Source organism: Cronbergia sp. UHCC 0137, from assembly GCF_034932285.1.
Classification (GTDB): Bacteria; Cyanobacteriota; Cyanobacteriia; order Cyanobacteriales; family Nostocaceae; genus Cronbergia.
Genome location: NZ_JAYGHC010000001.1, coordinates 1 through 7,575, shown reverse-complemented (window position 1 = coordinate 7,575; position 7,575 = coordinate 1). Strand labels below are relative to the sequence as shown.

4 protein-coding genes and 3 pseudogenes are annotated in these 7,575 nt (G+C 42.6%); 1 reads left to right on the top strand and 6 read right to left on the bottom strand.

Annotation, left to right across the window (positions count from 1 at the left end; all coding sequences use genetic code 11):
• Positions 1-68 precede the first annotated feature (68 nt).
• The 3 genes and pseudogenes from VB711_RS00030 to VB711_RS00020 all read right to left on the bottom strand — a co-directional run.
• On the bottom strand, positions 69-2,132 hold the full coding sequence (locus VB711_RS00030) for a prolyl oligopeptidase family protein (protein WP_323283622.1): 2,064 nt from the start codon (positions 2,130-2,132) through the stop codon (positions 69-71).
• A 350-nt stretch (positions 2,133-2,482) separates the two neighbouring features.
• Entirely contained in the window at positions 2,483-2,824 is a 342-nt protein-coding gene (locus VB711_RS00025; RefSeq protein ID WP_323283621.1) for a M10 family metallopeptidase C-terminal domain-containing protein, read from the bottom strand.
• Between the two features lie 12 nt (positions 2,825-2,836).
• Positions 2,837-2,929, bottom strand: a pseudogene (locus VB711_RS00020) (hypothetical protein); the annotation flags it as partial.
• A gap of 37 nt (positions 2,930-2,966) precedes the next feature.
• On the opposite strand from VB711_RS00020, the gene VB711_RS00015 reads away from it, so the two are divergent.
• The gene (locus VB711_RS00015; RefSeq protein WP_323283620.1) at positions 2,967-3,362 is read left to right on the top strand and encodes a hypothetical protein; all 396 of its coding nucleotides are present in this window, start codon (positions 2,967-2,969) and stop codon (positions 3,360-3,362) included.
• 53 nt (positions 3,363-3,415) lie between these two features.
• Here VB711_RS00015 and VB711_RS00010 read toward each other — a convergent pair whose 3' ends face one another.
• The 3 genes and pseudogenes from VB711_RS00010 to VB711_RS00005 all read right to left on the bottom strand — a co-directional run.
• Positions 3,416-6,049, bottom strand: a complete 2,634-nt coding sequence (locus VB711_RS00010) for a putative Ig domain-containing protein (protein WP_416233540.1) — start codon at positions 6,047-6,049, stop codon at positions 3,416-3,418.
• A gap of 246 nt (positions 6,050-6,295) precedes the next feature.
• Positions 6,296-6,604 (bottom strand): annotated as a pseudogene (locus VB711_RS26425) (Calx-beta domain-containing protein); the annotation flags it as partial.
• A gap of 34 nt (positions 6,605-6,638) precedes the next feature.
• A pseudogene (locus tag VB711_RS00005) lies at positions 6,639-7,575 on the bottom strand (hypothetical protein); the annotation flags it as partial.

Here is a 7,575-nt window from a genome sequence, read left to right as displayed (position 1 = left end):
TTCCGTTGCCTTGCTGGTTAAAAATATTTTATCTAACCACAGAGGCACAGAGTTCACAGAGAAAAAACCTAAATTTCCAAAACCCGCACCAAAAAAGCCCATTTATCTGCTGCTTCTTCGATAATCTTGGCTGTTGGTTTACCCGCACCATGTCCTGCTTTTGTTTCAATTCTAATTAAAACAGGTGCATCACCAATATGAACTTCTTGTAAAGCCGCAGCAAATTTGAAACTATGGGCAGGAACAACGCGATCGTCATGATCTGCGGTAGTAATTAAAGTAGCGGGGTAGGTTGTCCCTGATTTGAGGTTATGCAGTGGTGAATAAGCGTATAGAGTTTTAAATTCTTCGGGGTTTTCTGCTGAACCATATTCGGAAGTCCAAGCCCAGCCAATAGTAAATTTGTGGAAGCGCAACATATCCATCACACCTACTGCTGGTAAAACTGCACCAAATAAATCAGGACGTTGCACCATACAAGCCCCCACCAGCAAACCACCATTACTTCCGCCACCAATAGCCAGTTTTGCAGGTATAGTGTAATTATTAGCAATTAACCATTCAGCAGCAGCAATAAAGTCATCAAAAACATTTTGCTTTTGCTCTTTCATCCCTGCTTGATGCCATTCTTCTCCATATTCACCACCACCACGAAGATTTGGCATAGCATACACGCCACCCATTTCTAGCCACACCAATAAACTAACAGAAAAGGTGGGAGTTAGGGAAATATTAAAACCCCCATAAGCATATAAATAAGTTGGGTTATTGCTATCTAATTCAATCCCTTTTTTGTGCGTGATAAACATTGGTATCTGAGTACCATCTTTACTGGGATAAAAAACTTGTTTTGTTTCATATTCGTCAGGATTAAAATCTACCTTTGGCTGACGAAATATTTTACTCTTACCCGTTTTCATGTCATAGTGGTAAATAGTTCCTGGTGTAGTAAAGCTGGTGAAACTATAAAAGGTTTCTGTTTCATGACGTTTACCACCAAAACCAGAAGCTGAACCAATTCCAGGTAATTCTACTTCCCGGACAAAATTACCATTGAGGTCAAATATTTTAATTTGACTTTGAGCATTTTGGAGATAATCAGCAACAAATTGATTATTTAAAATCCCTACGCTTTCTAATGTTTCGGCAGATTGGGGAATGATTTCTTGCCAATTTTCTGAGATTGGGTTTTGGCTATCAATGGCTATTACCCTACCTCTAGAGGCATTTAAATCTGTACGGAAATAGAAGAAACTATCATCATTACCAATAAAACTGTAATTTGCCTGAAATTGATTAATTAATTCGACAACTTCACTATCAGCATTAGTTAAGTCTTTGTAAAACACCAAATTTCTAGGATCAGTTCCCAGCCAAATTGAAATAATTAAATATTTTCCATCTTCTGTAACGTTACCACTAAAACCCCATTCTTTTTGATCAGGACGATGATAAATTAATTTATCGGCTGATTGGGGATTGCCTAGTTGATGATAGTAAAGTTTTTGGTAATAGTTAACATCTTCTAATTTAGTTTTTTGGTTTGGTTCATCATAACGACTGTAGAAAAAACCTTGATGATCGTGTGTCCAAGATGCACCAGAGAATTTAATCCATTTGAGGTGATCTTCTAAATCTTCACCTGTTTCTACATCGCGCACTTTCCACTCTTGCCAATCAGAACCAGAACTAGATAAACCATAAGCTAAAAGTTTACCATTTTCGCTGATAGAAAGTCCAGAAAGAGCAACAGTACCATCTTCTGAAAGTTTATTTGGGTCAAGTAAAACTCTAGGTTCTGCATCTAGGTTTAGGAGAGTGTAGAGAACACTTTGATTTTGCAGTCCATCGTTTTTAAAATAAAAGTAGTTATTACCTTCTTTAAAAGGAGTACCATATTTTTCATAATCCCAAAGTTTGGTGAGACGCTGTTTAATTTTTTCTCTAGCAGGAATTTCGTTCAAGTAAGCAAAAGTGATTTGATTTTCTGCTTCAATCCAATTTCTTGTTTCGTCCGTATCTGGGTCTTCTAAATTACGGTAAGGATCTGCAACCTCAGTACCATGATAATTATCAATTTGATTACTTTTGTCGGTAGGTGGGTAAGTGAGGGTTGTTTTCGGGTAAGACATAATATAGGATTAATAACCGTGCGTGTACATTATCCTATTTTGTCACCTGTGAACTAATATTGGCGCAAATAAACGCGCTTAAAAATGCCATTGTGAGTCCGCAGATTAACGCAGATTAACGCAGATTAGGGGAGAGCGATCGCTAGTAAGGGGCTTCCAAATAAAAAAACACTCAACCACCTAACGCAAAAAATCTCTCAAACCCTCATTCCTCTGCGTTCTCTGCGCCTCTGCGGTTAGTTAATCTAGATAATTTATTTTTTGGAAGTCCCTAAGTCTACATAGGGTTTTGTCAGTTCCAGTAAAGGATGTAGAGACGTTCCATGGAACGTCTCTACAAGGGTTTAAAGTTACTGTACACTGGCAGAGAAGACAAAATCATTAGCTGTGAGATTATTGGCTGTAATTCCCATTAACAAAGCTAATTCAGTTTGTCCGGTTTTGAGTAAGGTATCGTTGGCTATTTGTTCTCGTACCACCTGGCCAAAACTGAGTATTTCTACACCACCAAAGCCGATTTTATCAATCCCGATTTCAAAATCTTGAATAGTATTTTTGCTAGTTGGTAAACTACCATTAGCAATCCAGAACTGGTCAGCACCATTACCACCAGTTAAACTATTATTTCCTTGAATCACAAATAATTGATCATCACCATCACCACCAAATAAATAATCATCAGAATTTGCCACTAATCTGTCATTTCCTGAACCACCGTAGAGACGATTATTGTTTCCTCCACTGGTGAGGTTGTCGTCACCTGAACCACCAAATAGAAATTGATTTGATCCTTCTATTATTGTTAATTCATCTGTCCCTGCTGCACCAAATACATTGTTACTACCATTGCCTTGTGCTACGGTTATTTTGTCGTTACCATTGCCACCATTAACAGTGGTATTGTTAGCAATTCCATTTGCACCGACGGTAACGGTATCATCTCCATCTCCGGCAAATACGCTAGAGTTGCTATTTACAAATACATTGTCATTGGCATTGCCGGCAAAAATGGTGTTGTTGTCAATGGATACTATGGTATCTGCTCCGTCACCTGCAAATAATAATTGTCCTGGTGTGGGGTTAAGTTGTTCGCTGTTTGTTGAACCGAAACTGATGTTAGAAACGGTGGGGGGTTCTGCAATTGTAATAGTAAAGATATCGCTGACAGTTGCTCCGGTTGTATCTGTAGCGATCGCTTTTTGGGATATGGGAGAGCGATCACTGTTGTAGGGGTACAGTGAGGGGCGATCGCCAAACTCAGGATAGGAGATACCAAATGGGTTCTATACAACTGGTACAAAATAGTTACCGACAACCAAAGTATTCAAACTGGAATCACCAGATTTAAATTGAATGCCAGTCACGTCTGCAACCAAATCCTTAGTAGATTGGAAAACAGATGTAGCATCATTCACAGATAAATAGCTGCGAGAGCCAAACTGGAAAAATACTGCCTCTTGAGTACCCAAAGCTTGATTACCCGCCACCGAAGGAGAGCGATCGCCATACACTGTACCCAAGGCTGCTGATAAAGTCGCCCCACCAATGAGTCCGGCATTGAATAAGTTACTGGGGTTGAACGTGAGATCAAAGCGATCGCCATCTGGTTGCTTGAAGTCGGCAATGATATCAATCTGATTACCACTGAGAACACTCTCAGTCAGAGCCGTATAGAGGAATTTATCTGCACCTCCATTACCTGCAAGGACATCCCGATTGCCAAGACCAATGATGGTGTCAGCACCAGCACCGCCCAATAAGCGGTTAATACCCGATGTACCTGTGAGGATTTCTCCACCATTGCCAGCCTGAAAGCCAGTACCACCAGTGGCTGCTGGGGGAGCGGGTTTATGTCGCTCCCCAAAGTTGTAGCCTGTGCCGTTTGCGCTTGCTGCGACGGTAATATTGCTAAACATATCATTGCTGACAGTTCCACCCAAACTACCAACGGTATCTATGCCATCATTAAAGCCTGTTAGTTGGGTTTCTATGAGGGTATAATTGCCTGAGAACAGATTAGTAAATTGGTAAGTACCATTGGTGGCGGTGGTAGTGGTGCGGTTAACCGTTGTGCCGTTGTTATCCGTACCAGTTAGGGTGATGGTGATACCTGCTAAGAGGGTTTCTCCAGTATCTATAACACCGTCGTTGTCGGCATCTAAATAGGTCATCCCCGATAGTTGGGCAGTAGGGTTAATGGTGACTGCGATCGCAAAGATATCGCTAACATTTGCTCCGGCTTGATCTGTAGCGATCGCTCTAACATTCAGATTCCCCACATTATTATTAGTTGGAGTACCGCTAAAGGTGCGGGTTGTAGGATTAAAAGTCAACCAACTTGGTAAAACATTACCATTTTCTAATGTTGCTGAATATGTGAGAACATCACCAGCGTCAATATCTGTGAAGGTATTGCTGGGAATTTGGAAATTGAATGCTTGATCTTCATTGGTTGTTTGATCGGCGATCGCATTTTTAACTACAGGTAAATCATTTACAGGTTTAACGGTAATAGTAACAGTGGCAGTGGTGGTTTCTGTGCCATCGCTGAGGTTATAGGTAAAGGTGTCTATGCCTTCAAAGTTGAGGCTAGGGCTGTAGGTGAAGGTGTCGTCGTTGTTAAGGGTGGCGATACCGTTGCTGGGAGGGGTAGCGAGGCTAAGAGTGAGAGGATTTGTTTCCGTGTTGCCGTCGTTGGCAAGGACGTTGATGATAATAGGTGTATCTTCGTCGGTGATGGTAGTGTCGTCAACGGCAGTAGATGCGGAGTTGATAATGAAAGCCGGAGCGCCTGGGTCGGTAATTTGTCCATTGACGGTTAAGTCGTCATCCCCCCGCTGACCATCAACGAAATTGAGGATTATTTCGTTTTGACCATCGCCATTTATGTCTTGGAAGATTGCACCAGTATTAGTGAGCAAATCGAAGGTGAACTCATACCAGTGCGGGGTGTTGTTGTCGAAGGTTGCGCCATATTTCCAATAACTGTTGGCAGTAGCGCCTTGGGGTAAGAATAGGGTGAGAGTAGTTGCACTTCCTAAATTAACTTGTGGGATGTTGAAATCAAAGAATCCTAGTGAAAAATCTACATTAGGGGGCGTAGTAGCAGGGTCGGGATTAGAAATTACCTGAACATTGGCCGAGGGCTGCCCTTCGGGTGCGGTGAAGGTGACATATTCGTTATTAGGTGTTTGGATGGAAACGATGTTATTTTGTTCGTTATCGGGGGTTCCATCAAAATTTCCATCTACAGGAGGGGCAAAATCATTATCAATAAAGGTAATATTTTGGGATGTTGTACTTCCTAAAACCAGACCTGATGAGGGGTTGGTTAGGGTTAAGGTAGCGGTTTCTGTTCCTTCCACTAGAGCATCATCAACAATTGTGAAGGTAATTGTTCCTGTGGTTTGTCCGTTGGGGATGGTGATAGTGCTATTGCTGAGGCTGTAATCTTCGCTGGTGATACCTGTTCCCGCAATCTCTACGCCAATGGTTTGATTGCCCAAAACGGTGCTAGAGGCGGTAGCTGTGACTGTAACTACGGTTGTTCCCGCTTCTGAACCTGAATTGGAGCTAACGGAAAGATTAACGGTAGGGAAATCATTATCGGCAATGGTAATGTTTTGAGACGTTGTGCTACCTAAAACCAGTTCTGATGAGGGGTTAGTTAGGGTTAAGGTGGCAGTTTCTGTTCCCTCAACTAAGGCATCATCAACAACGGTAAAGGTTACAGTCCCTGTGGTTTGCCCATTTAAGAAGGTGATGGTGCTATTGCTCAGGTTGTAATCACTGGAGGTGATGCCTGTTCCGGTAATGGCTAAGTCAATGGTCTGGTTACCGATAACTGGATCAGAAGCACTAGCCGTGACTGTAACTATGGTTGTTCCTGCTTCCGAGCCTGTATTGGTGCTAACCAAAAGATTGACACGGGGGAAGTCGTTATCGGTGATAGTGACCGTTTGGGAGGTAGTGCTACCTAAAAATAAGCCAGAGGAGATACTGCTAATGGCGATAGTGGCGGTTTCTGTTCCTTCTACCAGTGTGTCGTTAACAATAGTAAAAGTTCTTGTCCCGATTGTGCCTCCGTTGGGAATGTTGATAACGCTGCTACTGAGGGTGTAATCTCCGGTAGTAATGCCTGTTCCTGTGACGGTTAGGTTGACATTTTGATCGCTTAGGACTGGACTTGAGGCAGTGGCGGTGACGGTAACTACAGTTGTTCCTGCTTCTGTTGCGGCGTTGGTACTGAGGGATAGGTTAACGAAGGGGAAGTCATCGTTGATTAGGGTGATGTTTTGGGATGTTGTGCTGCCTAATACTAATCCTGCTGAGGGGTTAGTTAGGGTTAAGGTGGCAGTTTCGGTTGGCTCGATTAGGGTGTCATTGACGACGGTAAAGGTTACAGTCCCTGTGGTTTGCCCATTTAAGAAGGTGATGGTGCTATTGCTCAGGTTGTAATCACTGGAGGTGATGCCTGTTCCGGTAATGGCTAAGTCAATGGTCTGGTTACCGATAATCTCCGGCAGTAATGCCTGTTCCTGTGACGGTTAGGTTGACATTTTGATCGCTTAGAACTGGACTTGAGGCAGTGGCGGTGACGGTAACTACAGTTGTTCCTGCTTCTGTTGCGGCGTTGGTGCTAATAGATAAGTTAACGAAGGGGAAGTCATCGTTGATTAGGGTAATGTTTTGGGAGGTTGTGCTGCCTAATACTAATCCTGCTGAGGGGTTAGTTAGGGTTAAGGTGGCAGTTTCGGTTGGCTCGATTAGGGTGTCATTGATGACGGTGAATGTGACTGTACCCGTGCTTGAACCGTCGGGAATGAGAATGGTATTGCCACTAAGGGTATAGTCTGCTGAGGTGACTGTTCCTGAAACTGTTAGGTCAACGCTTTGGTTGCGTAATACGGGGCTAAGGGTGGTAGCAGTTACGGTGATTAGGGTTGTTCCTACTTCTGTTCCGGTTGTGGTACTAACGGAGAGGTTAACGGGTTGGATGTAGATAAAGTTATCGGAAGTTAGGGATAAATTAGTAACGCCTTGGATAATACCGATGAGTTCGTCGGGTTCGCTGCCGGGTTTGTCTAGGTATAATTCTGTGTTGCCGCTAACAACATTCAGACGGTAAAGTGTGGGACTGCCAGCGAGTTGAATAATATCGTGAGTTTCAAATCCTATGATGTTGGCGTAGTCATCCGTTCCCGCAGTAGTAGTATTGAGGTCATCGTAGTATTGTTTAATAGCATCAGCAAGGATGATTTTATCCGCACCACCACCAGCGTTAATGGTATCGATTCCTCCATAACCATTGATAACATCATTGCCATCTCCTGTGATAATGTAATCACCAAAGATTGTGCCAGTAATATTGAACCTTTCAATATTAGAAAAATTGACAATGTGATAGTAGTAACTAGGGGAATAATAATTGCCATAACTACCA